At 62.3% G+C, this 24,968-nt stretch carries 15 protein-coding genes and 1 tRNA gene; 2 read left to right on the top strand and 14 right to left on the bottom strand.

The window, feature by feature from the left end:
* Positions 1–47: 47 nt before the first annotated feature.
* The gene (locus tag JS536_RS06710; protein WP_214356311.1) at positions 48–1,604 is read right to left on the bottom strand and encodes an alpha-N-arabinofuranosidase; all 1,557 of its coding nucleotides are present in this window, start codon (positions 1,602–1,604) and stop codon (positions 48–50) included.
* Positions 1,605–2,000: 396 nt separating this feature from the next.
* Between JS536_RS06710 and JS536_RS06705 the strand changes: the two genes are divergently transcribed.
* Positions 2,001–3,179 carry an MFS transporter gene (locus tag JS536_RS06705; protein ID WP_214356310.1) on the top strand — a complete coding sequence of 393 codons (1,179 nt, stop codon included), beginning with the start codon at positions 2,001–2,003 and terminating at the stop codon, positions 3,177–3,179.
* Between the two features lie 133 nt (positions 3,180–3,312).
* On the opposite strand, the gene JS536_RS06700 is transcribed toward JS536_RS06705, so the two are convergent.
* The 11 genes from JS536_RS06700 to JS536_RS06650 all read right to left on the bottom strand — a co-directional run bounded on the left by JS536_RS06700 (position 3,313) and on the right by JS536_RS06650 (position 16,367).
* Positions 3,313–3,468, bottom strand: coding sequence for a hypothetical protein (locus tag JS536_RS06700; RefSeq protein ID WP_214356309.1), 156 nt, complete (start codon positions 3,466–3,468; stop codon positions 3,313–3,315).
* Positions 3,469–3,751: 283 nt separating this feature from the next.
* Positions 3,752–3,836 (bottom strand) — tRNA-Ser (locus JS536_RS06695).
* Positions 3,837–3,914: 78 nt separating this feature from the next.
* Positions 3,915–4,871, bottom strand: a complete 957-nt coding sequence (locus JS536_RS06690) for an AraC family transcriptional regulator (RefSeq protein WP_214356356.1) — start codon at positions 4,869–4,871, stop codon at positions 3,915–3,917.
* A gap of 81 nt (positions 4,872–4,952) precedes the next feature.
* Positions 4,953–7,145, bottom strand: coding sequence for a glycoside hydrolase family 127 protein (locus tag JS536_RS06685; protein ID WP_214356308.1), 2,193 nt, complete (start codon positions 7,143–7,145; stop codon positions 4,953–4,955).
* 130 nt (positions 7,146–7,275) lie between these two features.
* Positions 7,276–8,022 (bottom strand): HNH endonuclease family protein, encoded by a 747-nt coding sequence (locus JS536_RS06680; protein ID WP_214356307.1) that lies wholly within the window; start codon positions 8,020–8,022, stop codon positions 7,276–7,278.
* A gap of 204 nt (positions 8,023–8,226) precedes the next feature.
* Positions 8,227–9,096 (bottom strand): aldo/keto reductase, encoded by an 870-nt coding sequence (locus tag JS536_RS06675; RefSeq protein ID WP_214303979.1) that lies wholly within the window; start codon positions 9,094–9,096, stop codon positions 8,227–8,229.
* A 166-nt stretch (positions 9,097–9,262) separates the two neighbouring features.
* The gene (locus JS536_RS06670) at positions 9,263–10,312 is read right to left on the bottom strand and encodes a LacI family DNA-binding transcriptional regulator (RefSeq protein ID WP_214356355.1); all 1,050 of its coding nucleotides are present in this window, start codon (positions 10,310–10,312) and stop codon (positions 9,263–9,265) included.
* Between the two features lie 174 nt (positions 10,313–10,486).
* Positions 10,487–12,613 carry a beta-galactosidase gene (locus tag JS536_RS06665; protein ID WP_214356306.1) on the bottom strand — a complete coding sequence of 709 codons (2,127 nt, stop codon included), beginning with the start codon at positions 12,611–12,613 and terminating at the stop codon, positions 10,487–10,489.
* A 300-nt stretch (positions 12,614–12,913) separates the two neighbouring features.
* Positions 12,914–13,918 carry an ABC transporter permease subunit gene (locus tag JS536_RS06660; RefSeq protein WP_214356305.1) on the bottom strand — a complete coding sequence of 335 codons (1,005 nt, stop codon included), beginning with the start codon at positions 13,916–13,918 and terminating at the stop codon, positions 12,914–12,916.
* Positions 13,919–13,979: 61 nt separating this feature from the next.
* Positions 13,980–14,915 carry a sugar ABC transporter permease gene (locus tag JS536_RS06655; RefSeq protein WP_214356304.1) on the bottom strand — a complete coding sequence of 312 codons (936 nt, stop codon included), beginning with the start codon at positions 14,913–14,915 and terminating at the stop codon, positions 13,980–13,982.
* Between the two features lie 96 nt (positions 14,916–15,011).
* A complete protein-coding gene (locus JS536_RS06650; protein ID WP_214356303.1) occupies positions 15,012–16,367 on the bottom strand; it encodes a sugar ABC transporter substrate-binding protein in 1,356 nt (451 codons plus the stop codon).
* Positions 16,368–16,689: 322 nt separating this feature from the next.
* Here JS536_RS06650 and JS536_RS06645 point away from each other — a divergent pair, with 322 nt between their 5' ends.
* The gene (locus JS536_RS06645) at positions 16,690–18,960 is read left to right on the top strand and encodes a sugar porter family MFS transporter (protein WP_240544293.1); all 2,271 of its coding nucleotides are present in this window, start codon (positions 16,690–16,692) and stop codon (positions 18,958–18,960) included.
* Positions 18,961–18,963: 3 nt separating this feature from the next.
* On the opposite strand, the gene JS536_RS06640 is transcribed toward JS536_RS06645, so the two are convergent.
* Entirely contained in the window at positions 18,964–22,872 is a 3,909-nt protein-coding gene (locus JS536_RS06640) for an ATP-binding cassette domain-containing protein (RefSeq protein ID WP_214356301.1), read from the bottom strand.
* Between the two features lie 322 nt (positions 22,873–23,194).
* The gene (locus JS536_RS06635; RefSeq protein ID WP_214356354.1) at positions 23,195–24,865 is read right to left on the bottom strand and encodes a sugar porter family MFS transporter; all 1,671 of its coding nucleotides are present in this window, start codon (positions 24,863–24,865) and stop codon (positions 23,195–23,197) included.
* Positions 24,866–24,968 lie beyond the last annotated feature (103 nt).

Raw genomic sequence — 24,968 nt, 5'->3', positions numbered from 1 at the left:
GCTAACGGCGAAACCAATAAGGAAGGAGGAAGGAAAGCGATTGAATATTACCTGATATGAACGGCGGTCCAGGAGGCCGGCGGCAGGGTCACGTGGACGGTGCCGGTTTCGAGGTCGAGGACGGCGGTGTCGTTGGCGTGCAGAGTCACGCGGTTCTGATCGTCACGGGTGTTCCGGGCGAAGAGGTCGTCCTCGTGCAGGGTCCGGGCCTCGACCGCAGGGCCACTGCCTTCCGGCAGACGAATCTCGAAGTCATTGGCCTGCTCCAGCGAACGGTTGGTCACGAATACGGTCACGGAACCGTCCGCGCCACGCACGGCCACGGCGTTGACGATCGGCACCTCGCCGTACTTGGCGGTCTCATAGGTGCCGGTGGCGAGCTTCGGCTCCAGGACCGTGCCGCCCTTGGCGTACTTGGCGGTCAGCGCGAACGGGTAGAACGTGGTCTGACGCCAGGCAGGACCGCCGGGTTCGGTCATAATCGGGGCGATGACGTTGACCAGCTGGGCCAGGCTCGCGGCATGCACGCGGTCGGCGTTCCTGAGCAGCGTGATCATGAGATCGCCGAACACCACGGCGTCGGCCGCGGAGTAGACGTCCTCCAGCAGACGCGGGGCGACCGGCCAGTTGCCGATGCCTTCCGGGTTCCTGCTCGGTTCCTCGTCGATGTACCAGACGTTCCATTCGTCGAACGAGATGAACACGTCGTGCTTGCTCTTGAGCCGGGCCTTGGTGGCGTCGATGGCGGCGGCCACATCCCTGATGAAACCGTCCATGTCCACGCCGGAGGCCATGAAGCTCTTCATGTCGCGGGTGCCGTCGGCCTGGAATTCGGGGTGGTAGTAGGCGTGGCAGGAGACGAAGTCGACGTTCTCATAGGTCTTCTCGAGAACGGTCTCCTCCCATTTGCCGAACGTGTCCATGGAATGGCTGGAGGAGCCGCACACCACGAGTTCCACATCGGGGTCGATCATGTGCATGCCGGCGGCCACCGATGCGGCGAGCGTGCCGTAATCCTCCGCGCTCTTGTGGCCGGTCTGCCACGGGCCGTCCATCTCGTTGCCCAGGCACCACATCTTGATACCGAACGGCTGGTCCGCACCATTGGCGCGACGCTCCTCCGAAAGCCTGGTACCACCGGGAATATTGGCGTATTCGAGCAGGTCAAGCGCCTCCTCCAGACCACGGGTGCCCAGGTTCACGGCCTCCATGAGCTCGTTGCCACCGACCTTCTCCAGCCACTTGGCCATCTCATGCAAACCGAACTGGTTGGTCTCAGTGGAATGCCACGCCAGGTCGAGGCGACGCGGGCGCTCCTCCTTGGGACCCACGCCGTCCTCCCAGCGGTAGCCGGAAACGAAGTTGCCGCCGGGATAACGGATGGTGGTGGCGCCGAGCTCGCGGACCAGCTCGATGACGTCCCTGCGGAAACCGTCCTCATCGGCCTCGGGATGGCCGGGCTCGTAGATACCGTCATAGACGCAGCGGCCAAGATGCTCCACGAACGAGCCGAACAGGCGGTCGTTCACCGGAGCGACTTCGAAGTCATCATCGACGATCAGGCGGGAGGAATCTGAATTTGTAGTGGACGTCTGCTCTGACATGTGCTCTCCTTTGCTCACATGAAGTTCGATACAACGTTGTCCCAAATAAATAAATCAGACAGCCATTGTCTTCCTGAATTCACCTTAGTTACTTATTTGATACAACATTGTACTTCTTGATGGAAACAATGATACAACAAGGAATCATCCCGCGCAACCAATCCTTCCTTCAATAGCTAAGACCGTTGAAATATCAACGAACACGCCGGCTCCCACCTCACTATTCTCCCCTAAGCCAGCATCACCTCCGGTGCTTACAATATGACATCAACACAGTCATAGAGCACCAGTCAATACAACGCTGTATCATTAAACACATCATTATTTTTCTTGCGCATCGCAGCGCAACAAATCCTCGCTCCACACAAACAGAATCCCAAGAACAGGAATCCTCCAATGAAAAAGAGCCTTCTCACACTATCTTTCGGAGCATTCGCTCTAGGGGCAGCAGAATTCGTCATGATGGGCGTATTGCCACGCACCGCTTCAGAACTCGGCGTGGACATTCCGACCGCAGGACATTTCATATCCTCATACGCCATCGGAGTCTGCTTCGGCACATTGATGCTCATTTTTGGCCGACGCATAGCACCGAAGCAGCTCCTCGTCGGATTTACAGCCCTCATCGCCGCCGGAAACCTCCTAGCCGCATTCTCATCAAGCTATGCGATGCTCATTGCTGCGCGTTTCATCTCCGGGCTTCCGCACGGCGCATTCTTCGGCACAGCTTCCGTTGTGGCCAAACGATTGGCAAAACCCGGGCATGAAGCCGTCGCAGTCTCCATCGTGCTGACCGGCCAGACCATAGCCAACATGCTGGGAGTGTCAGCAGGCACGCTGCTGGGCGAATTATTGACCTGGAGACTCGCTTTTGCGACATTAGGACTCTGGGCAACCATCACGCTGTTCCTAATCAGTCTGTGGCTGCCAAACCTTGCGCCTATCAAGGACGCAGGACTTCGCGGACAATTTCGCTTTCTCGTCACACCAAGACCATGGCTGATACTTGGAGCCGTGCTGCTAGGCAGTTCCGGCGTGTTTTGCTGGTGGAGCTACGTGTCCCCTTGGCTCACTCAGGTTGGAGGTTTTCCCTCATCAATCACGCCCGCACTCATGGCATTGGCCGGATTCGGCATGGTGGTCGGCGGCATTGCCGGCGGTAAGTTAGCGGATCTATGGCATCCCGGTATAGCATCTTCACTCGGTCAAGGCATGATCTGCATAACCCTGCTGCTTATCGCATTGGATCCAGGATCGATGCCAACCACCGCGCTGCTAACTTTCTTGTGCGCATGCGGCATGTTCTTCGTCAATTCACCACAACAGCTGGTCATGGTGGAGATCGGCGAAGGAGGCGGAGAAATGGTCGCGGCCGCGCTCGTACAGATCGGATTCAATTTCGGCAACTCCATCGGCGCAGCCGTCGGCGGCGGCGTATTGGATACGTTCGGTTCCAATTATCATCTCACTGCGTTGGCCGGCATTCCGTTCTCACTTGTTGCCGCAACGTTGTTGTTCATATTCCATATGAGTTACGAACGATCCGATAGAACTGTCACAGGCCACGTATGTTGAGGCAAGACAAGAACGCCGCTCCAGATTCAGAACTCATTCATCTTCTGCCGTTCAGGTCATTTAGTCTTTGCGAATAGCTGCTACAAGGTTACGGGCGCGACGCGCACGAGGAACGCCACGCCCTTAATGAACGCTACACGAGCAGTCTCAGCAACTGGTAAAGCTGCCATAGACTGCACACGTTGAACAACGTGCCGTCAACCGTTGCAGTCGCCTCTTGATCACCCATATGGATAATCACGGTTCGCCCATTCACGGTCAGCGTGCCATGCATCGTGATATGCTTCATTTCGTAACCTTTGGTTTGCGGTAGTAAGCCGCTAGCCACAACAAGGCCCGATGTTCCAGCACCGGGCCTTTTTGCTACCGGTTCACCACCGGTAACGGCCCGTCATATCAACGGGAACGCCGCATGTAACGGCGTCACATCCCAACGTAGCAGAACGCACGGATGCGCTCACATTCACATGACATCAACAGACATAAAACGGAGGAAGTCGGATAAACGTTGCAATTGCAACGTTTTCGGCATGAAAAAGGGGTTTCAGGCGAGTGGCCTGAAACCCCAGAGGCGGATAAGGCGAGATTCGAACTCGCGGAGGGGTTAACCTCACACGCTTTCGAGGCGTGCTCCTTAGACCGCTCGGACACTTATCCATGTCACCAAAAGGCAACTTGTTTATTATGCCACAACCTGCCGATCTGGCAAATCGATGATACCGGCAGCGTTTCGTCCTACAACGAGTTGTATAGGCGTACAGGAAACGCCTCGCGATATTGCTTGGGCGTCAACCCTGTACGACGTTTAAATACTCGCATGAAATACTTAGGATCGTCATACCCGGATTCGCATGCGATATCCGCAATGCTGGATGTCGTGGCACTGAGCAATTCACGTGCACGATCGATTCGGTATTCCGTTATCTGTTCGGTTACAGTTACACCGAATACACGCCGGTACATCGCGGTCAAATAGCTCGGCGAGTAATGGAACCTCTTCGCTATCCCAGCTACCGTAATACGGTCGCAAGCATTGGCCAAAATCCAAGAACGAATTGCAAGCATCGGCTCCAGTCCTGCATTCAAACTGCTCGTCTCGGCCTGGTGCACCACACGGCGCTGTTCCTGGCGTGCACGATCCTTCCCCGTGATGACCAGACGATCTGCCGCGTATCCGGTAATCGTTCGATATCCACGAAAATCAGACTTGAGCCGTTCTTGCGCACTAACCTCCAGTAATAGGCTAGTTGCGAGATAATCACAATACGCATTGGAATATGGCCCAAACCGCGCATAGACATCACTCAATTGATCGCACATCACCGTCAATCGGTCCAGATCAGCAGCCGCACGTACGTCGGGAAGCACCAAATACCGACTATCCTGCGGCATATCATCATCGGACACGACATGCGCATCTGGCAACAGGAAGTGCATCCAGTGAAATTCAATGTTGTCAGTAATAATTGCGGAACCCTCATGTTCTACGTCCGGCGGCAATAAGGCTATCCGACCAGCGTTGACGCGGATGTATCGGTCGCCCACGCGCATCGGGAGCACTCCGCGTCGCACCACCACCAATTCATAGGTATCGATAGTGCGTCTCATATGACGCCACCCCGGCCCGGAGACGAACTGTCCGATAGAGAAAAAGTCCACCGGTCCGGAAAGCCTGGCAATAGTCACCGTCATGGGCACCAGAGTAGTCCGGCGCAAAGAACAGTGAACGGCGATGGCTTCCACCGCATAAGAGGAAGCCATCGCCAATACCAATCAGTCTCGCAACCAGACCGTCATTTCACTCTCACCGCGATTGGCCCACGCGAAGTAAGGAATCAACGTTGCCGTGACAGGCTCACGAGTCGCCGGCCGGTACTTGGCATACAGCGGCGCAGACGCCGCAGTATCCGCGGTGATTGCCGAGGAATCCACCTTGTTCGGCAAGGTTTCTCGCCACGCGGGCACCCGCAACCGCACCATATGCCGGGTAACGGAATCAACTTTGCCCAATCCGCTATCGTTCATTCCGCTCGCCCCGGCCTGGAATTCAAACTCATCCACCGATACGGAATCCGGATTATCGAGGATTACGGAAACATCCGCATGCAGCAGATGAAGATTTCCACCATTGTCATGGCCTTCCGCGCAAAACGTAATCGGACCGCGGACGAACGCCACTTTGTCTGAATCCTCCCTCACTAATGGATTGGCAGAGACCATATGGACGGGCATCGGAAAATCAATGTCAATCGTATCGCCAGCTCGCCAAGTACCGGAAAGATACAGATAACCGTTCCGAACCATACGGGAGATACGTCCATCACTGCTTTCGGATACCGCAACCGAGGACGCGGCCTTTTCTCCGCCAGCCCATGCAGGCATGCGAAAAGCGAGTGTGAAATCAGCGTTAGTAGCATTCATATGAACCACTGCCCGACAATGTCCGCTCCACGGCAGCCCCGACGCCATCGTAAGGCGAATCGGAACTCCTGCCAGTGCAGTCTTCACCTCACCGCCGACGTAAAGATGTGTAAACAATGTTCCGCCATCATCAGCAACGGTGCAGGCGTACTCCTGCAGCGATTCCACGATTCGTGCGATATTCGGCGGGCAACATGCGCAACCGAACCACTTCTGACGTACCGTCTTGACATGATTGAGCCGTTCATCCCTATGACATGCATAGGGGTTGACTTCCAGCGGATTCACATAGAAGAAGCTCTTACCATCCAGCGCCATGCCTGCCAACGTGGTGTTATACAGGGCGGATTCCATAACATCGGCATATTCGGATTTCGGTTCAAGCTCCAGCATTCTACGAGCGAAGAACGCGAGCGCGATTGAGGCACAGGTTTCCGAATATGCGGTGTCGTTCGGCAAATCATAGCGATATGAGAATGACTCGCCATGCACCGTGCCACCGACGCCGCCGGTGATGTACAGCTTTTTGTCCACGATATCGCGCCAAAGTCTACGGGCGGAGTCAGCTAACGCCTCATCTTCGGTAAGCCGCGCGACATCGACCAAACCTGAGTAGAAGTACCCAGCACGCACAGCATGACCAACTGCCTCGTCCTGTTCCATAACCGGTTTATGCGCCTGATAATACGCATAGTGATCACGGTCCGGAACATACTTGGTACCGTCCAGTTCGGCACGGGCGCGATCTTCCTGCGCGAAGTATGACGGTTCTTGGCCACGTTCGGTAACGAAGTACACGGCAAGATCCAAGTATCGGTGGTTGCCAGTGACCTCATACAGACGGACCAGCGCCATTTCCGCGATTTCATGTCCCGGGTAGCCACGCAACTTGCCGGATTCGCGACCAAATCGAGAATCGACATAATCAGCGAATCTTTCAGCCGCCTTGAGCAGTTTATCCTTGCCCGTACCTTGGTAATAAGCCACGGCACCTTCGACCAGATGTCCAAAACAATACAGTTCGTGATGGTCCTTGAGACAGGTGAAATGCCGATTCATGCCATTAAGGATGTAATAGGTATCCAGGTATCCGTTCTCCAGCTGGGCGGCACAAACGATGTCAATGGCCTCGTCAGCAATTCGTTCCAACTCTGAATCGGGATGATGGACGAGGCTGTAGCCTACGGCCTCAATCCACTTGGAGAAATCACTGTCCTGGAACAGGAAGCCGTAGAACTTGTCAGGCTCAGGATGCTGCGGGTCATTCGGAAGCGTCTCGAAGCCGCGGTAGGTATATCGTGGAGGCACAAAGGATTTACCTTGCTGCTTTTTGCTGGCATTTTGCGCAGCGGCAGCCTTGAAATTGTGCATGCAGTAGCTGGGCGCGGCACCCGGCACCTGATCATTCAGGGCCTTCCACTGATATGGAATCACCGCCGTCCGCACCAATTCCTGCTCGACACTCCAGAAAGAATCATGAACAACGACATCCTTGAGCGGAAGAGGATGGCTGTGCCGGTGAATATTCAATGAATCAGGCATCATGGCTCCTTTGCACTTCGATACGCATTGCATCATCGTTAGACGGCAATGACTGTTGGCTCCATGCTAGGGATACGCATCACGCATCAAGGTGGACAAATCGTCACCCCGGTGGACCGAATATAGCTTTGAATCACTGGTCCTCCGGCACGGCCTGGCCGGGGCAGGTGTGGAGGACGGCGAGCATGGCGTCCTTTTCGGCGGAGGTGACGGTGAGGTGGTATTTATCCTTGACGCCGATCTGGCGGGCCACGTAGTCGCAACGGTAGTCGCCGTTGGTGGGCAGCCAGTAGGCGGCGGAGGCGGAGCCCTTCTCCTGATTGGCGGGGCCGTCCACGGCGAGCAGGTTGTACTGGTCGTTGCCGAACTGGCGGCGCTCCGCGGTGCTCCAATCGCGCGCGCCGGACTGCCAGGCGTTTTCAAGCGCCACCACATGGTCGATCTGGACCTTGGCGCTGGTGGTGCGGCCGCGCACGAAGTGGATGGTCTTGCCGGTGTACGGGTCATCGAGGGTGCCGGAGGCGACCTCGCACGAGCCGGCGTACTTGTACTGCACGTCGGTCAGGTCACGGGCGAGCACATCCTCGCGGGCGTCGCATCCGTTGCCGTCCGTATCCTCCTCGCGGAAGCCGAAGGAGTCACGGTCGTAGCCGGATGCGTCCTGGTTGTCGTCCACGATGAGACGGTTCAGGGTGTCGGCGGCCGAACCGGTGGCCGTGTAGCCGCCGGTGATCTTGGCCGCATCGGAACTGACCTGCGGCAACATCAGGCCGACGGTCACGCCGATCACGGCGGCGAGCACCAGCAGGATCAGCACGCGCTCCAACGGATTGGATGCGTTGAAACCGCAGCGGAAATGGGCATTACGACGTCGTGCCATCAATCACCACCATCGAAAACAGTTGTCGAGCCTCGTGGGACTACCCTTCAGTCGCCTTCGGCGCCAGCTCGTTCGTAATTAAGGACAGGCTGCGCCTGAGCTTCCTTGGTTCGCCTATCGGCTCACACATGGTCTACAAACAGTCCACTGGACTGTTTGCTTCACAACCATGTCCTTCAAGGGGAGCCAAGAAAAGGGCATCAATCAGGCGTAGGTGAAGGTGGCGGGGTCGTGGCCGGCGCGGGTCGGACCGTCGAGCGCGTCGATGGCGGCGTGCTCCTCGGCGGTCAGGGCGAAGCCGAACAGGTCCAGGTTCTCCTTCTGACGCTCGGCATGCACGGACTTGGGGATGATGATCGTGCCGTTCTCGATATGCCAGCGCAGAATCGCCTGGGCCGGGCTGACGCCATGGGCCTCGGCGATGCGGGCGATGGTGCCGTCGCCGGCGTTGAGGTCAGCGCCGCGGGCCATCGGCGAGTACGCCTCGACCGCGATGCCGTGCTCCTTGCAGAAATCCACCACTTCGCGCTGCTGCCAGGTGGGGTGCAGCTCGATCTGGTTGACGGCCGGCCAGGAGCCGGTCTCCTCATGCAGTCGCTTCAGGTCGGCGGGCATGAAGTTGCACACGCCGAGCGTGCGGGCGAATCCTTCGTTGCGCAGCTTGATGAACGCCTTCCAGGTCTCGCTGCTGCGCCAGTCGAACGGGGTGGGCCAGTGGATCATGTACATGTCCACGTAGTCGAGCTGGAGCTTGGTCAGGGAGTCCTCGAAGGCGCGCAGGGCGGAGTCGTAGCCCTGCTGGGAGTCGCGCAGTTTGGTGGTGACCCACAGGGTCTCGCGCTTGGCTCCCTTGTTGTAGCCGGTGGCGGCGAGCGCACGACCCACGCCGGCCTCGTTGTTGTATCCGGCGGCGCCGTCGATGTGACGGTAGCCGGCCTCCAGCGCGGATTCGACGACCGGCTCGACACCCTCGTCGTCGATGCGCAGCACGCCCAGACCGACCTGCGGGATGGAATGGCCGTCCTTCAGAGCGATGTCCGGCACGTTGGCGGGGTTGATGTGACCGTTGGTCATGATGCGATGCTCCTTCGTTGCTTCAACTACAGGTCACTGTACACGGTTAGCGCGTGACTCTTCACCATGATTGGCATTCCGAGAGACTACCCCTCAGTCGACTCCGTCGACAGCTCCCCTGACAAGGGGAGCCAAGAATAGGGGCCATGCACGTCTTAACCATCGGTCAGCGCGTGGAGGCGCGGGCGATGACCCGCGATTGGGTGGTGAGCAGTTCAGGGCTGGTGATGTCGCCGCGGATACGGCCGAGAATGCGTTCGACGGCGGTGGGTGCGGTCCAGTCAAGCCGCGAATCCATCGTGGTGAGCGGAATCTGGAGGTAGGGGGCCTCCTCGATGTTGTCGAAGCCGATCACCTGCACCTGTTCGGGCACCGCGTGCCCCGAGATGCGCAGCGCGGTGAGCGCGCCGATGGCCAGCTGGTCGTTCAGCGCCACCACGCCGTCGAACGGCACGCCCGAATCGATGAGCTGCTGGGTCACACGGGCGCCCGCACCGATCGTCCAGTCCTGTTCGGTGGCGCCGATGAGCCGCGGATCGATGGCGAGACCACGGCGATGCGTCTCCTCGATGACGCCGCGAAGACGCAGTGGCGCGTTGCCTTCGACCGCCTTCAGCAGGCTCACCTCATCGTAGGCTCCGCGCGCGCCCACCACGGCGAGATGCGAGGAGCCATGGTCGTACAGGTATCCGGCGGCCGTGGCGGCGGCGGCCACATCGTCCGGCGTCACATGGTCGGCCACGCCCCATGTGGTGCGGGCACCGACCACCACCAGCGGAAAATCGACGTCCAGATCCTCGCGGGTGATGTTCTCCACCTCGCTCATCGACAGGATCATGCCGTCGGATACGGTGGAGTTGAACTTCTGCAGCAGGTCGCGCGCGCCTTTGGCCGACCCTTCCGCGTACGTGGTCACGTATACCGAATACCCGTGCTGGCGGGCGGCGTCGATGATGCGGTTGGCGAGCTCGGCGAGGTACGGCGGCGTGAGCGAGGGCACGGCGAGCGTGATGAATCCGGTGTGGTTGCGGTTGAGGTTGCGGGCTGCCACGTTGACCTGGTAGCCGAGTTCCCTGATCACTTGCTCCACTTTGGCGCGGGTCTCCTCGCTCATGCGGCCGGAGTCGTTGATCACGTTCGAGGCGGTTTTCAGCGAGACGCCCGCGGCTTGCGCCACATCACGCAGCGTGACGCGCTTCTTGGTGTCCGACTTCATCCTGCTCACGCGAGGCCCTCCATACGATACGAGGCAGTTGGCGGGCTCCGTCGAGACGATATCGGTATGAATCCCAACGGACCGCCCCTCGGTCGTCTTTCGCCGCCGGCTCTCGACAGGGGAGCCAGGATGGGGTCGTCGATATCGGTGCAGCGGAGCCTTCCGGTAACGTCGCTATTCTACCTGCCTCATGACGAGCACGGCGTTCCGCGCCAGCGTATATCCGCCCGCTTCCGGGCCGCGCTCACACCGGTGGGCGAGCACCGGCTCCCCGGCAACGTCCTTCAGTTCGACCGGCTGCGTGGTGCGGTTGAGGTAGAAGTCGAATCGGACGGTACCATCCGTGGAACGGCGGACGGTGTGCAGGACGCGAGGGTCGGATGCCTGTGCCATGCCGTTGTCCGGTTCATCGTCCGGTTTGCCGCCAAGCGCAGGCAGCAGACCGACGAGTGTCGCGATGTCGTGACGGTCGAGATCGCAGCCGATGTAGACGGCGGTGCCGGTGCCGTACGGATGGCTGGTGATGGCGGGGGTACCGTCGAGTTCCCAGTCCTCGGCTTCGGGGCCTTGGTAGGTGGCGATGACGTGGGTGTCCGGGGCGAGGGAGGTCACGTCGTTCTGCCATAGGCGGGTGGTCAGTCCGTTGGACAGGCGGATTTCGGCTGGTTCGCCCTCGGCTTCGGGGCCGAGGATGTTGAATTCCTCGCTTCGGATGCCGAGCATCTCACGCAGGAGCCCGTCACCGGCACCGGGGTAGCCGCCGAGGCCGATGTGGAAACGTTCGTCGATCAGTCCGGTGGCGTAGCCGATGACGACGGTGCCGCCACGCTTCGCGAAGTCGGCGATGCGACGGGCGTCCTGGTCGGACAGGGCGATCACGGTGGGCAGGACGATGGTGCGGTAGCCGGACCAGTCGTAGGCGAGCGGCACCACGTCGGCGCGGCGGCCGACGTCCAGAAGCCCCCGGTACCAGTCGCGCACGTCGTGCCAGTGGTTGAGCTTCATGCTGGGCAGGGTCTCGGAACGGGTGGCCCATTCGGATTCGGCGCTGAACAGGATGGCCGTGTCCGCACGCTCGAGTTCAGTGCCCTGCAGACCGGCCTCGGACAGGGTCTCGAGTATGCCGCCGAGCTCGCATACGCCGCGGAATACCTTGGAATCTTCGCCGGCGTGGGGCACCATCGCGGAATGGAACGCCTCCGCGCCGGACGCGGACTGCCGCCATTGGAAGAAGTTGATGGCGTCGGCGCCCATGGCCACATGGGCCAGGGAGTCGCGTACGAGTTCGCCGTGGCGTTTGCGGGTGTTGAGCGGCTTCCACTGGACCGCGGACGTGGAGTGCTCCATCACGTACCACGGCTTGCCGAGGGCCAGCGAATCCATGAGCGCGTCCGAGCAGGCGAGCTCGTCCAGGTGGGATTCGCCCTCGTGGAAGTAGTGGTCGTTGGACACGAAGTCGACCTCGTTCGCCCACTGGGCGTAGTCCATGGTGCATTGGTCGGTGGAGACCATGAAGTTCGTGGTGAACGGTTTGCCGGGGCAGATCTCCTCGATGGCGTCGCGTTCGGCCTTGTAGAAGTCGAGGAGCATGTCGTTGCCGAAACGCTCGTAGTCGAGCTGCTGGGCGGGGTTGACCATCGCGTCGCCGCCCATGTGGCGCGGCAGTTGGACCTCGCCGAAGTCGTTGACGTGCTGGGACCAGAACGCGGTGCCCCAGGCCTCGTTGAGCGCCTCGATGGTGCCGTACTTGGCCTCGCACCACGCGCGGAACGCGGCGAGGGCGTTGTCCGAGTAGTCGTACCGGTTGTTCCAGCCGTATTCGTTACCCATGTGCCATGCGGTGACGGTCGGGTTGTCCTTGTAGTGCTCGGCGAGCTTGCGGCACAGGCGCAGTGCATATTCCCTGAACACCGGGCTCGTGGGCTGCCAGGACTGACGGGAGCCCGCATTGACGGTGTGTCCGTACCGGTCGACGGGCAGGACCTCGGGGTGCTTGGCGTACAGCCAGATCGGCGCGGAGGCCGTGGCCGAGGCCAGGTCCACGGCGATGCCGGCGGCGCCGAGCTTGCCGATCACCATGTCCAGCCAGTCGAACGTGAACTCGCCTTCGCGCGGTTCGATACGGTCCCAGCTGAAGATGGCCAGGGCGACCGTGTTGACGTGCGCCTGTCGCATGAGACGGATGTCTTCGTCGATGACCTCGTCCGGCCACTGGTCCGGGTTGTAGTCGCCGCCGAAGGCGATGCCTCGACCGGTCGGGGTCAGCAACGCCGGCCACTTGAACGATCTGCGTTCGGTCATGGGAATCACACGTCCTTTTGTTGTGTGTGTGGGGGGGGATTGGAGTGGGATTGAGTGGTCTTGGAATCGGCCTTTGGCCGATGCAGTGTGGCCCGCAGGGCCCTGCGCCCTGCTCCGGCTTCTCTCCCCCACCCGCTTCGCGGGAGCCCCCTCGTCAGAGGGGGCCAAGACCCTACACGTATAGGGTTCTTGCCTCCCTCTGACGAGGGAGGTGGCATCGGCGAAGCCGATGACGGAAGGAGAGAAGCGGAGCAGGCGAAGCCTGCGGGAAACACAGCATCAGCCGCAAGGCCGATTCCATTACTCCTTGACCGCGCCGGCGGCGAGGCCGGACTGCCAGTACTTCTGCAGGCACAGGAACGCGATCACCAGCGGGATGATCGTGATCAACGAACCCGTGATCACCAGATTCTGAATCGCCTGACCACCAGCGGTCGAAGCCTGGTCCTTCCACTGGTTCAAGCCGATCGTCAACGGATACCAATTGGAATCCTTCAACATGATCAACGGCAGGAAGTAGTTGTTCCACGTCGCCACAATCGTGAACAAGGCCGTCGTCACGATGCCAGGCGCCAGCAGCGGCAACGAGATCTGGAAGAAGGTGCGGAATTCGCCGGCGCCGTCCACGCGGGCGGCCTCCAGCAATTCGTCCGGCACGGCCTGGTCGCTGAAAATCCACATCAGGTACAGGCCGAACGTGGACACCAGCGAGGGGATGATCATGGCCCACGGGGTGTTGGTGAGGTTGAGCTTGGCGAACAGGAGGAACTGCGGCACGGCCAGCGCGATGCCCGGCACGGAAATCGCTCCGATGATCACGGCGAACACCAGCTTGCGGCCGGGGAAGCGGAACTTGGCGAGCGCGTAGCCGCCCATGATCGCCAGCAAAGTCGCACCGCCCGCGCCGACCAGCACGTAAAGGATGGTGTTGATGAACCAGCGTCCGAAGATGCCGTCCTGATAGGTGAACACCGTCACGATGTTGTCCCACAGGGCAAACGTCTTGCCGAAACCAAGACCGAACGTCGAAGTGAAGTCGGCCTGCGTCTTCGTGGCGTTGATCGCCAGGTACACGAACGGGAAGAGGCAGTAGACCGCGAAGATCGCGCAGATCACGGTCATGAGTGTCGAACGCCTTGGGTTGTTGACGTTCGCGAAGCCGGATTTCTCAGCGCGCTTGCGTTCGGCCTTCTCATCGGCGGCGATGCGCTTCTGACGTTCCTTCTCGGCCTTCCTGGCGGCCTTCTCCTGGGCCCTGAGTTCGGCTTCGGTCATGCGGCCGGAGGCCATGGTCGCGCTACTCATCACGCATGCTCCTTAGTATCGGCATCAACGGGTTCGACGGTCATCACGGGCATTCGGCGCATCACTTCATCTGCTCCTTCATGCTCTTGAGCTGCACGGCGTAGGCTATGGCCATCGTGATCACGGCCATGGTGATGGCCAGGGCGGCCGCGTAGTTGGACTGGTTGCCGGTGAAGCTCAGGTTGTAGGCATACATGTTCGGCGTGTAGTACGTCGTGATCGCATTGCCCGGCACCATGTTCTGCAAAATGCTCGGTTCGTTGAACAGCTGGAAGCTGCCGATGATCGAGAAGATCACCGTGATGGCCAGCGAGCCGCGCAGTTCGGGCAGCTTGATCTTCTTGACGATCTGCCATTCGGAGGCGCCGTCGATGGAAGCCGCCTCATACAGCGAATGCGGGATCGTGGACAGCGACGAATAGAAGATCAGCATGTTGTAACCCGTGAACTCCCACGTGTTGATGTTGCCGATCGCGGCCAGCAGGACGCTCGGCTTCAGCACGTCGATGTTCGTGCCGAAGAAGTCGTTGAACGAGCCGACCAGGCCGTACTTCGCGCCGTACACGAAGCCCCAGATCATGGTCGAGACCACCGCGGGCACCGCGTAGGGCAGGAACGTGGAGATGCGGAAGAACTTGGTGCCGTGCAGCTTCATGGAGTCCAGGGCGAGCGCCATGGCGGCCGCGAGGAACAGCATGATCGGCACCTGCACCACCGTGAACAGGGCCACGCGGCCGACCGAGCTCCAGAACTGCTGGTCCACGAACAGGCGGGTGTAGTTCTCGAATCCGACGAACTTGGTGCCGCCGATCATCTGCTTCTTGAAGAACGAAATGTAGATGGCGTACACGATCGGGATGATGAACACGAACACGAACACCACCGCGAACGGCCACATGAACTTCCATCCACGCCAATCGGCCTTGTGCTTGTTGATACGGGCCTCGGGCGTGTGCAGGCCCGCCATCTCCGGGCTCACGCCTACTGTTTGCGACATTGTTTTTCCTTTTCCTTCAGCCTTCCGGGCATGAAAAGAGCGGGGATACTGGGGAGCATCCCCGCTCCTGTTGTTCAGCTCGCGCCGGCGTGAATCCTACTTGAGGGTGACGGTGTAGCCCTGCTGCTCGCCCTGCTCGGCGAGCTTCTTGCCGTAGTTCTCCAGCGCCTGTTCCAGGGTGATGTCGCCGGAGTAGGCCTTGGAGACCTCGTCGCCGTAGGCGGTCTGCGCGTACGGGTTGTACGGCAGGTACTGGAACTTCTCGGTCGGGCGCTGGGCCGCGGCGGAAAGCACCTCGTTCACGTTCTGGCCACCGAAGTAGTCGTTGGTCTTCTTGTTGGCCTCGGTGGTGGGGTCGGTGAAGGAGTCGGACTGCAGGATCTTCTTCAGGGACGGGAAGGTGCCGGTGTCGGCCATCGTCTGGGCGCCGTCACCGTGGGTCATGTACTCGATGAACTTGTAGGCCGCGGCCTGGTTCTTGGAGAGCTTGACGACCGCGAGCGCGGAGCCGCCGTCCTCGGCGGAGACCTCCTGGCCTTCCTCCCACTGCGGCAGCTGGGCCACACGCCAGTTGCCGGCCTGGTCCGGGGCGCCGGTCATGAGGTTGATCGGCATCCAGGCGCCGATGGTCAGGGATGCGATGGTGCCGTCGTTGAGCTCGCGGTTCCAGTCGTCGGACCAGTTCGGGGTCTTGGTGTCCACCAGGTCCTCATCGATGAGCTTCTGGACGAACTTGATGTAGCGCTGCATGCCCTCGTCCTTGGTCATGTTGATGGTGATCTTCTCGCCATCGACCTTCCACGGCTGGGCGCCGGCCTGCCAGACCTGCGCGGTGAACGGCTGGTAGTCGTTGGAGGTGCCTGCCAGGTTGGTGATGTAGGAACCGGTGGCGCGGATCTTCTTGGCGGCCTCGTAGTAGTCGTCCCAGGTCTTGATGGATTCGCCGTCGACGCCGGCCTTGTCGAACACGGCCTTGTTGTAGAAGAACATCTCCGGGCCGGAATCGATGGGCAGGGCGTACGGCTTGTTGTTGTACTGCAGCTTGTTCCACGGGCCGGCGGCGAAATCATCCGCAAGCTTGTCCGCACCGTACTCGCTCAGGTCCACGAGGCCGTCGGTGACGGCGAACTGGGTGACGGTCGGATCCTCCAGCATCACGACGTCCGGGGCGCCGTTGCCGGCGGCGATGGCGTTGGACAGGGCGGTGGAGGTCTTCTCGGCGGTACCGGTGTTGTTGAACTTCACGGTGATGCCGGGGTTGGCCTTCTCGAAGCCGGCGATGATGTCCTTCATGGAGTTGCCGGAATCCCAGCCCCAGAACACCAGCTCGGCCTTGTCGGCATCGCCCTTGTTGGCGCTGCTGTTGCCGTCCGAGCCGCTGCCGCAGGCCGCGATGCTGACGAGCGTGGCCACGGCTGCCGTCGCCGCGAGAACCTTCTTGACGTTGCGCATGATTGTCTCCTCCTGGGCTGGCCGGAGTACCTTCTCCGGCGATTGCACCCTGTTTCCTGATGCGTTTGGTGGTACAGCTGTGTACCAAACACATTTACGATGATACACCTGTGTATCATCCTGTCAATCAGGCGTGTCGCAAGCACGTCACCGGCACCGGCACCGGACCGGCCACACGTTGTGAACGCTCATAGCATTTTTGGAATCCTCTGGCCTCCCACTCCCCCGATGTCTATGATGGTCGGGTACCCCCTTGTTGCGGTTGAGAGGAAGAGAGCGCATGGCGGGCCTGTTTCAAGCTGCCAAAAAACAGCGGAATCCTTTGGGAACGACCATCCGGACCCAGGGATCGGGCAAATACACCTTCGGTCTGGCGTTGAGCGCCGGCCTCGCGGGCCTGTTGTACGGCTACGACACGGTGTCCATCTCCGGCGCCATCGAATTCCTGCGTTTCCGCTACGGGCTCAGCACCCTGATGGAAGGACTCGTGATCTCCTCCATCATGGTGGGCGCCGTCATCGGCGCGGCGACCGCCGGCTTCCTGTCCGACCGGTTCGGCAGGCGGCGGATCCTCATCATCGGCGGCGCGTTCTTCTTCGTCGCGGCCATCTGGAGCGCGCTGACCTTCGGGCCCATCGACCTCATCGTGGCCCGCGTGGTCGGCGGCTACGGCATCGGCCTGACCTCGGCGCTGGCCGTCACCTACATCACCGAATCGGCCCCCACGAACATCCGCGGGCTGCTGTCCTTCTCCTACCAGCTGCTCGCGGTGTGCGGCATCTTCCTGACCAACGTCATCAACTACATCATCGCCTCCTACGGGTCGAGCGGCTGGGACATCAGCACCGGCTGGCGCTGGATGCTGGGATTAGGCGCGATTCCGGCCGCCGCGTTCCTGCTGGCGATGACCCGCGCCCCCGAAAGCCCGCGCTTCCTTATCCAGGTCGGCAAGACCGACGAGGGTTTCGCGGTGCTTGAGCACATCCTCGGCACCGAACGCGCACGCCTGCGCACCGACGACATCCGTGCCTCCGTGAAGCTGGAGAACGAAATGTCCAGCGAATTCCACGACCTGTTCCGCCCGGGCCTGCGGCGCGCGCTGGCCATCGGCATCTTCCTGGCGGTGTTCAACCAGTTCGTCGGCATGAGCGCCATCTCCTACTACGGCCCGGTCATGTTCGCCAAGCTCGGCTTCGGCGGCGACACCGAATTCCTCACGGCCGCAAGCGTGGGCGGCGTGGAGCTGGTGGCCACCGTGGTGGGCATGTATCTCATCGACACCTTCGGCCGCAAGCGGCTCATGGAGGTGGGCACCGGCATGATGTGCGTGTTCGCGCTGTGCATCTCCGTCGCCTACATGCTGGACAGTTCGTTGCTCGCGCTTGTGTTCGTGATGGCGTTCACTGTCTCGTTCGCCTTCTCGATGGGTCCGATCCCGTGGATCGTCATTCCCGAACTGTTCCCCACGTATCTGCGCGGCCGCGCGACCGGCCTGTGCGTGATGTGCCTGCTGTTCGCCAACTGGATCATCGCGCAGTTCACGCCGCTCATGATCGACGGACTTGGCGGCGGCACGTCGTTCGCGCTGTTCGGCGTCCTGAACCTGATCTGTCTGCTCGGCATCATCACGCTGGTGCCGGAGACGATGGGCCGCACGTTGGAGGAGATCGAGCATCTGTGGCAGCCGAAGACCAAGCTGGCGGCCGCGAAGTACACGCTGAGCTCGGCCGACGCGAACATCCGTCACGCCGAGGCCACGCTGCGCCGTGTGGAGAACGAGCGGCAGCAGGCGCTGGGCATCATGGCCGCGGCCCAGCGTGCGCGCGTCGAGGCGCAGCAGCAGGTCTTCGATCTCGAAGCGGCCGAGAAGGCCGAAAAGGAGCTTCTGGCCGCCGAAAAGGCCGCGAGGAAGGCGGCCGAGGAGGCCCGCAAGGTTGCGATGCGGCAGTCGTCCGGGGCTGGCGTGAGTGCCGAGGCAGGTGCGGCCGGCGATTCCGGTGCCGATGCACCTGACACCGGTGCCCACACCGGTCGCGACGCCGAATCCGGCCAGTCCACGCAACATGATTCCGGGCTGCTGAGGGCGCTCAATTCCGTGGTCATCACGGATGAGGTCACCAGGGCCGTGCAGGAGGCGTCCGAGCGCATCGCGCAGGCGATCGCGCAGGCGACGGCCGCCGCGCAGCACGATTCGCAGACCGCCGGGGCCGCGGAAGCCGACGGCACCGGGGAATACGGCAGCGCACCTCATGAGGCTCACACGCCGATGCTGGACGAAGCCGCCGCCGAGGCCGCCGCACGGGCCGCCGTGGACGCCCTGGTCGATTCGCTGCCCACCGACCTGTCCGAACTGGTCGGACGTCGTTCCGCAAGCGCGAACCGTACCGACGAAAGCCGGCCGAAGGGCTTGAAGCCGGCGTCGATATCGTCGGTGGAGCGCTTCCATGATGCCGATACGGCCCGCGGTGTGCTGCTGCCCGCCGCGCACGAGGAGCCCTTTGACGAACGCACCTACCACGAGGCGGAGGACGCCCGTGAAGCCCGTGCCATCGATGAGGCCCTGGACTCGCTGGACGCCCTTATCAAGGCCTGAATCTCACAGGCCCAGCACGTCGTCAGCGATGCGCATGGCGGATTCGCGGTGGGAGACCAGCACCACGGCGGTGCCGTGTTCGTCGGCGACCCCGCGGATGGAACGCAGGATGATCGCCTCGTTGAGGGCGTCAAGGCGGCTGGTCGGCTCGTCGAAGAGGATAAGATCGGCCCGGCGCAGGAACACGCGGGCGAGTCCGATGCGCTGGCGTTCGCCTTCCGAAAGGCGATCGCCGAGCTCCCCCACCTGCGTGGCGAGGCCGTCCGGCAGCGAATCGATGAGGTCGAGCACCGAGGCTTTGGCCAACGCATCGCGCAGTCGCGCGTCAAGGGCGTCGGACGGGCTTGATTCGATGTCCGATTCAGGCAGAGCGATGAGCAGGTTGTCGCGGATCGTGCCGTCGAACAGGTGGGTTTCCTGACTCATCATCGCCTGGACGCTGCGGCGATGATGCGCGTCGATTGCGGGCAGCGGCGTGCCGGACATCGTGACCCGGCCGGACTGCGGATCCCAGTAGCGCATGAGGAGCTTGAGCATCGTGGACTTGCCGCGGCCGGACGGCCCCTGCACGCCGAGGATGCCGTGGCGCGGGATGTCGATGCTGAAGTCGATGAGAATCGGCGAGGTGGCGGTGCCGGAGGCGGCAGGATAGGCGAATGTCACATGGTCGAGGCGCATGCCATCGTATTCAGGGGTGGCGGTGCCGGTTTCGGTGACGGCCGGGGCCTCGTCCATGATGCCGAACAGTCGGCGGGCGGCGGCGAACGTTTGCGCGAGGTTCGCAGGCAACGCGCTCAGGGCGAGCGTGGGGCCAAACGAGCTGACGAGCAGCACGAACGCGGTGACCAACACGGGGATGTCAAGCGGCTGCTCGGCGGCGAAGCGGATCACGAGCGCCGTGGCGATGCCGATCAGCAGGAACACGAGCAGACCGCCGATGCCGGCGAACCGGCCGTTGACGCTGCTGAGCTTCGCGTGGTCGCGCCACAGGGCCCGCGTGCGGTCCTCGATGGCCCGGGCGCGCTCCTCGCCGCGGCCGAAGCGGATGATCTCGTCCAGGCCGCGCATGTCGTCCAGCATCACGTCGTCCAGTTTGCCGGCGGCGCCACGGATGGCCGGGCCGAGGTTGTGCACGCCGGTGGCGAAGAACTTCGGTACGATCACGCCGATAATCAGATGGGCGGCGATGAGCATGAGCGCCATCCGCGGGTCGAGCGTGACGATGGCGAGCGCGTAGACGACGGTGGTGGTCACGGCGATGGCCACCGGGCTGATGGTGTGCGCGAAGAAGATCTCCAGCAGCTCCACGTCCGTGGTAAGCATGGCGATGAGGTCGCCCTTGCCCTTGCCGGCGAGCTTGGCGGGGGCGAGTCTGCGCAGCGAGGCGAAGGCCTTGGAGCGGAAGAGCGCGAGCAGGTGGAAGGCCACGTTGTGGTTGAGGTACTGCTCCACGTAGCGCGTGACGCCGCGCAGCAGCGCGCACACGATCATGCCGGCGACCGCCGGACCCGCGCCCATGCCCCATACCGGGTGGCCGGCGAGCGCGAAGCCCGCCACGATGCCGAAGACCGGCAGGAACGTGGCTGCGAGATGGCCGATGGAGCCGGATACGGAGGCCGCGACCATGAGTCGCGCGAGCGGGCCGGCTTCCTTGAGCAGTCGACCGACGACCTGCCAGGTGGTGAGCGGTGGTGCGGGTGCGGTCTCCTCGGGTTTCCGGCCGTCCGTCGGTTTGCCGTGCGCGGTCGGAGTACCGGCGTGCGGAATCGCGTCATTCGCGACTCCGGTCGGCTCGCCGGCGGCCCGTCCGGCGGCCCGTCCGTCGAATCGTTCGATGTCGGCCTGGGTGGTGAACAGCTCGGCGTACCGTCCGCCCGCGGCCATGAGTTCGGCGTGCGGGCCGGTTTCGATGGAGCGACCGTGTTCGAGGACCACCACCTGGTCGGCGTGCTCGGCGTTGGCCATGCGGTGCGTGATCATGATGACCGTCTTGCCATGGACCGCCGCGAGTTCGCGGATCGTGTCGAGGATCATCGCCTCGGATTCCACGTCCACGCTGCTGGTGGCCTCGTCGAAGACGAACACCGGGGAGTCGTGCAGAAGCGCGCGGGCGATGGCGATGCGCTGGCGCTGGCCGCCGGACAGGTTCGCGGCGTCCGGTTCGATGGTCGTGTCGAGGCCGGCCGGCTGCGAGCGTACGAAGTCGGCGATGCGTGCCTGTTCGAGGGCGGCCCACAGTCGGTCGTCCAGTCGGTTGCTTATTCGGGCATTCAGTCGGTCGTCCGTGGGCCGGGAAGCCGGGTCGGTCGCGTTGACGGAGTCGGCCGAACCGGCCGATTCAGTCGAATCCGTCGAACCGGCGCTGCCAACGTTCGCGGCGTCCACGGCACCGGCGGGACCGTTCCCCTCCCCGACCGGCAACGCCATCATCAGGTTCTCGCGCAACGTCCCGGCGAACAGGTGGCTGCATGCGCCGATCAGCGTGACCGCGCCGGCCAACGCCTCGCCGGACAGATCGGACACTTCCGTACCGTCCAACGTGAGCGCCCCGCGGTATCCGATGAGCGAGCCGGCCAGCAGCGCGGCGGCCGTGGATTTGCCGGAGCCGGAGACGCCCACGATGGCGGTGAACCGGCCCGGGCGCGCGGTGAAGGTCACGTCGGAGAGGGCTTCGGTGCCGTCGTCGTAGGAGAAGCCCACCTTGTCGAACCGGACTTCGGGAGCTTTATCCCCGACAGGCAGCGCGGCCACGCCATGGGCGGGTTCGGGCGCGTCCAGCAGCGCGAAGATGCGCTTGGTGGAGGTCATGCCGTTCATGGCCACGTGGAAGAACGAGCCGAGCTGTCGCATCGGGATGAAGAACTCGGCGGACAGCAGGATGATGAACAGCAGTCCGGCCAGAGTGAGCGGGAAGCCTACGCCGAACGGCATCAGGTATTGCAGACCGTAGGCGAGGTAGGAGAACGGGTGCGGCAGGTGGTCGGCCAGCACCGCAAGGGACCAGCCGTCCGCGAAAACAGGCGCGTGGGCGAAACGCCACAGAGCCACGCCGATGCCGGCAGCGGCGCCGCCGTACGCCACCACGTCCATGGCCGTGAGCGAGCGCAGCTGGATCTGCAGCACGCGCATGGTCATGACGCGGAAACCCTCGGCCTTCTCGTCCATTTCGGCGGCGGCACGGTCGTCCACGTCGAAGTTCTTCAGCGTTTCAAGACCCTGCAGGTTGTCCAGGAAAGCGGCACCCATGTCCGTGTACCGACCCCAGTACTTCTTGAAGGCGCGGGCGGCGGTCATGGAGACCATGCCGGTGACGATGATGATGAGCGGCGCGCACAGCAGCATGGTGAGCGCCGAGGGCATGTCGATGGGAGCGATGACCGCGAACAGCGTGACGGGTGCGAGGATGGCGTAGAAGAGCTGCGGAAGGAACAGTTCGAAGAAGCTTTGGATCTGCTCGACGCCTTCGCCGGCGGATTGGATGACGTCCGCGGTGGTCACACGCGATTTGTAGGACGGGCCGAGGGCCAGCATCTTGCGGTAGAGCTTGGAGCGCAGGGCGAGCTTGACCCGTTCGGCGGCTTCGGTGCCGAGTCTGGTGGCGTGGGTGGTGGCGAGGTAGCGTACGGCCGCGCACACCAGCGCGAGCAGGACGTAGATCATGAGGTCGCCGGCCATCGGCAGCACGCCGGGCCCGGAGACGTCGGCGAGCGGCGTGGGACAGATCACGTCCGGCGAGGTGTCGTCGCAGTGGGAGATGTCCGGGGCCGCGGCGGCCAGCAGCCCCTGCAGCAGCATGACCAGCGAGAGCATGAAGCCGATGTTGGCCAGCAGACTCACCCACATCAGCGCCACTTTGCCGGCCACCAGACGGCCGAGTCCCGGCGTGATAGCGAACAGTCGTTTATCGAACATGCCTGTCGTTTCCCCTTCCTGACGAGACTCTTTGACGAGACTTTGCGTACAACGCAGACCAACCGTCCTTTTCCTCGGTTCCCTGTCAGGGGAGCTGTCGGCGAATGCCGACCGAGGGGCAGTCCTGCGAATCATTCATCACTTGGTCAAACACACAGCTTCACGTAACGATGACCGCTTGCCACCGTAGCGGAAACGACGGGCACACGCCAGAGACGGTTTGGGGCCGGGCCACCCAGACGGGAGGCTCCGGCCCCAAACGAATGCAATCAGCCAATGATCGATCGCCCGATTGCGGCTGCGTGCGACTAACGACTAGCGGCTAGCGGCGCTTCTGCGCGGCGACAAGCGCCTCCGCGGCGGCCTTGGTGGCGATCGCGCGTTCCTTGGCGCGGCGTGCGCGGGCCAGCTCGGCTTCGGCGGCCTTGATGTCCGCCTCGGCCTGCTTGAGGTCGGCGGTGGCGCGCACCACTTCAAGCTGCGCGTTGGACTGCTGCTCGTCCTTCGGCTTCCACAGCTCGGCGATCTCCTCCAGGGTCTTGTCCTTGGTCTCCGGCACGAAGGTGATCACGCCGAGGAAGCAGATGAGGTTGGTGCAGGCGAACACCAGGAAGGTGCCCATGCCGCCGATGCCGCTGATGAGCATCGGGGTGAACTGGCCGATGGCCCAGTTGGTGGCCCACAGGAACACGGTGCAGATACCGGTGGCGCGGCCACGCAGGTAGGTGGGGAACAGCTCCGGGATCATGATCCACGGGATCGGGCCCATGGAGAAGGCAAAGCAGGAGGTGAAGCACATCACGAAGATGAGCATGAGCAGCTGGTAGTTGTTCGCGTAGGAGAAGGAGATGCCGAGCGCGAACAGCACCATGAGGCCGGAACCCACGGCCATGAGCTTCTTACGGCCGGCCGTATCGATGAGGTACATGCCCACCACGGTGAACACGAGCTCGATGCCGCCCACCAGGGAGGAGGCCAGGAACTCGGTGTTGCCGCCGAAGCCCATGTGGCTGAACATGACCGGGCCGTAGTAGGAGATGGCGTTCATGCCGATGGCCTGGTTGAAGATGGCCAGGAAGATGCCGATGAGCAGGGCCTTGCGCAGGCCGGGCTTGAACAGGTCGGAGAACTGGGCGTTGGCTTCCTGCTCGGCCTTGATCTGGAGCTGGATCTCCTCCACGTCGCGGCGGGCCTTGTCCGAGCCGTTGATGCGTTCGAGGACCTTGTAGCCTTCCTCCACGCGGCCGGCCTGGACCAGGAATCGCGGCGATTCCGGGGAGAACCACAGCGCGGCCACGAAGATGGCGGCCGGGATGGCGCCGATGCCGAGCATCCAACGCCAGCCGAAGTCGATGCCCCATTCGTGGGAGCCGGAGGAGGCGATGAAGTAGTTGATGACGTTGGTCAGGAAGATGCCGGAGATGGTCAGCAGCTGGTAGGCGCTGGTCAGGGCGCCGCGGATGTTGGTCGGGGCGGACTCGGTGATGTAGGTCACGGCGAGCGCGGCGGCCAGGCCGATGCCGATGCCGCCGATCACACGGGCCAGGATCAGCGTGAACGGGCTGAACGTGAAGGCGCTCCACAGGGCGGCCACGAAGAAGAACGCGCCACCGAACATGAGAATCTTGCGGCGGCCGTACTTGTCGGACAGGAAGCCGGAGAAGCCGGCGCCGATCACGCCGCCGATCATGATGGAGCTGATGACCAGGCCCTGCAGCGCCGGGCTCAGCGCGTACTTGGACTGCAGGAAGTCGATGGCGCCGGAGATGGACACGGTGTCGTATCCGTAGAGCAGACCGGCCAGGCCGGCGCTCAGCGCCAGGCCCACGATGTAGCGGCCGGAACCGCGGCGCTGGTGCTCGTCCTCTTCCTCGACCGTCTTGATGGGTTCGCTTGTCGATGTCGCTTGACTCACTGCAGTGACCTCGTGTTTCTCTGATTGCCTTTGGTTCTTCTTCTCTGTGGCGCGGCGTGACGTTGCGTCGCCGACGATGCCCGCAAGGGGTGCAACGCTTGGTCATATTCGGCCGATTCGACCGGTCCGGTTGGTCGGTCGGGCCGGCCCGTCGACCTGCTCCGATTGACTTGTTAGCGTT

Source organism: Bifidobacterium sp. SO4 (genome assembly GCF_018555355.1).
GTDB lineage: Bacteria > Actinomycetota > Actinomycetes > Actinomycetales > Bifidobacteriaceae > Bifidobacterium > Bifidobacterium miconisargentati.
Note: the sequence above shows the minus strand (reverse complement) of the source record. Positions and strands in the feature narration are given on the sequence as shown.